The following is a 2,977-nucleotide window of genomic DNA, read 5'->3' on the forward strand; positions in this document are numbered from 1 at the left end:
GTTTTTCCGGTTGTCTCCGGACCCCATGCCTCCAAGAACTATCCTTTTTATTTCAACACCCTGGTTTATTAGATTTTCAAAAACCTGAGGAATCTTGGCTATAAGAAGTATCCTTCCTTTCACATTTTTGAAGCATTCACTAAAATTGTCCACAGAAGTAACCTTAATATCAATTGTTTTTGGCGCTGCCGTCAATGTAACCTTCTTTAAAAAAGGATTGTTGTCAAGTTCATCGTCTACAATTATTACTACATCGGCTTCAAGATGTGGTATCCACTTAACAACCACCTGTCCATGAAGGAGTCTGTCATCAATTCTTGCTAATATTATTTCTCTCATTTCCCCTCCTGTACATGACCCATTTCCCTGTTGACAAATACGAGTGTTCCCTTTGAAGTCTCAACGAGTTCATCCATATTTATATCTTCCTTCATGAAGTATTCAATAAGCATTGGAAAATTCACACCTGTCAGAAGATGGAAATACCTGTCTTGCAAAATATCAATGGAAACATTGAAGGGGGTTCCACCATACATGTCTGTAAAAACGCAAATATGGCCTGTTCCATTCATAGCTTCCAGTATTCTGTTCTTTAATCCCTCAGGACTATCCCCAGGGTTCAATGAAATGGCACAAGCATTCTCCTGCTTTCCTACTATCATTTCTACACTCTTTAAGAGCTCCCTTCCGAAATCTCCATGAGTCACTATTATTGTTTTCATTTTTTCATCCTCGGTTTTGACTATATTAAATTAATTAATATCATTTTATTATAACACACTTATTCATTTAATAGAATAATACAAACGCCTTCATAATTAAACACTTTTTTTGTAAAACTTGTGTTAAATATTGTTAATTATTCAATTTATAATAAAACATGGAAGTTTTCAATTTTTTCTGATATATTAGTATCATGTGATAAAAATAAAGTAGTAATATTAATTTAAAGAGGAGAAAAATATGGGAAAACATAAAAGAAATTTCGAGACAGAAAACTTTAAATTTGTGCAGAATGGAGATTGTGAATACTTCCCCTGCCACAAGGGCGTAGATGAGGGAAAATTCAACTGCCTTTTCTGCTTCTGCCCCCTTTACATGCTAAAGAACCAATGCGGAGGAAACTTCAAAGTCTCAAAGGGTGTAAAGGACTGTTCAAATTGTACAATCCCCCATTCTCCAGGCGGATACGAATATGTAATGAACAAAATGAAAGAGGTAATAAAAATAGGTAGCGATTTTTAATCGCTGCCTTAATTTTTTTCATTATATCTCAGATATTAGCTAATTCCTGCTACATTTCCTATATATACATGATTTAAATATTTCTTTGCACGTTTTTTTGCTTTTAGTAATGTTTCCACTTTTGTTGGAGGATTATTCATCTTGTATGCTGGATAATACCTGGACAGATGAAGTACTATTTCCCTATCTATGGATCCTAGCCATTTGAAAAGTTCTTCAAGGTTACTCATGTCATCATTCTCCCTTTCAACTACCAGTGTTGTAACTTCTAAATGTGCCTTACTTTTGTAGATGGTCTTTATGGTTTCCATTACAGGGTCTAGCCTTCCACCGCATATATTTTTATAGTATTCATCAGAAAAGGATTTAAGGTCCACATTGAATGCATCCATATACTTCAGTAACTCCATAAGAGGCTTGTGGTTGATGAAACCATTGGTTACACATACAGTCTTAAGACCATAGGATTTCGCCAGCATGGCAGTATCAATCATATATTCATACCAGACTGTAGGCTCGTTGTATGTAAAGGCTATAGAATCAAGATTCTCGTTCATGGTTATTTCAACAAGCCTTTCATAGGGTAGAAATACAGACTTGGGATGTTCATCCAATGATATCTCATGGTTCTGGCAAAATCTACAACTAAAATTGCATCCACTGCTTCCAAAGGACATAATCTGTGTTCCCGGCATAAAATGATAAAGAGGTTTCTTTTCAATAGGGTCTATGGCATATGATGTTATACTTCCATAGTTCAACGCATAGAGAATATTGTTTATATTCTTTCTCTGCTTACATATCCCCGTTTTGTTTATTGGAATAAGGCAATAGTGGGGGCACAATGTGCATCTGATTCCCTTTTCTTCCAGTTCCCAAAATCTTGCTTTTTCCATACTTCCTCCTAGTGGTGTCTGGTTACTTTAAATCTTTCCATCTCGTATTCTTCCCACTGGTTGATACCTGCCTTACTAAGGGCTATTCTCAACTGTTCGTCAATATCGTCTATTCCATCTAGATTCGGAAGAAGAAGTCCCTTTTTACTGCCACTGGTAACTATGACTCCATAGTTGTATGGATCAAGCATATCTTTAGAATGTATTTTTTCAGCAGGAGATAGTATGTCAACTGAATAAACAAGGTCTTCAAGTTCATCCTCTCCAACCGGATTAAACCTTGGATCATATATTCCGGCACTTATGGCATTATTGATTATTTCTTCTGCAACACTGTCCTTTGTAGGATTTATAGTTCCTATACATCCTCTAAGATTTCCATCTTTTTTAATTGATACAAATACTCCAGCCCTGTCGTTGGTAAGCTCTTTATCCAAAGTTTCCTCATTAAACTTTATAGTCCTGTTTTCAAAAACATAGGTTTCAAGAGTCTTCCTGGCAAGCCTTACAAAGCTATCTTCTATGTCTCTTATCTTCCTCAACCAGGACCTGTTCTCTCTGGTTATTTCATCAAATATCTTAAATTCATCTGCCCTTCCTTTAACCTTTAATTCAGCACATCCATATCCTACACCAAAGGGACCTTCATATGACAAAACTTTGTTATCGGTTTCAAGGCCGTCAAGGGCACCCATAAGTATCTGAAGGGACCGCAATCCGCACTCACCGGCCTCGTCAGCATATGTTTCATCTACAGACATTATTCCCAGTCTGTTATTGTTTTTAATATATTCCATTATACTCTTGTCGAAACCCTTTCCTTTAGGAGAATATCC

The 2,977-nt window shown here is 36.2% G+C and carries 5 protein-coding genes; 1 reads left to right on the forward strand and 4 read right to left on the reverse strand.

The window, feature by feature from the left end; all coding sequences use genetic code 11:
• The coding region (locus AC3AX0_RS10555) for a PTS sugar transporter subunit IIB (protein WP_487550252.1) at positions 1–339 on the reverse strand (339 nt) is incomplete at its 3' end.
• Positions 336–722, reverse strand: coding sequence for a PTS sugar transporter subunit IIA (locus AC3AX0_RS10560; RefSeq protein ID WP_487550253.1), 387 nt, complete (start codon positions 720–722; stop codon positions 336–338). The genes AC3AX0_RS10560 and AC3AX0_RS10555, both read right to left, overlap by 4 nt.
• A 241-nt stretch (positions 723–963) precedes the next feature.
• Here AC3AX0_RS10560 and AC3AX0_RS10565 point away from each other — a divergent pair, with 241 nt between their 5' ends.
• Complete coding sequence (locus tag AC3AX0_RS10565; protein WP_487550254.1) at positions 964–1,245, forward strand: cysteine-rich small domain-containing protein; 282 nt, start codon at positions 964–966, stop codon at positions 1,243–1,245.
• Positions 1,246–1,280: 35 nt separating this feature from the next.
• Here AC3AX0_RS10565 and amrS read toward each other — a convergent pair whose 3' ends face one another.
• Positions 1,281–2,141, reverse strand: coding sequence for an AmmeMemoRadiSam system radical SAM enzyme (gene amrS, locus AC3AX0_RS10570; RefSeq protein WP_487550255.1), 861 nt, complete (start codon positions 2,139–2,141; stop codon positions 1,281–1,283).
• A gap of 8 nt (positions 2,142–2,149) precedes the next feature.
• Positions 2,150–2,977: AmmeMemoRadiSam system protein A (gene amrA / locus AC3AX0_RS10575; protein WP_487550256.1), on the reverse strand; the 828-nt coding region annotated here is incomplete at its 5' end.

Source organism: Dethiosulfatibacter sp., from assembly GCF_983023055.1.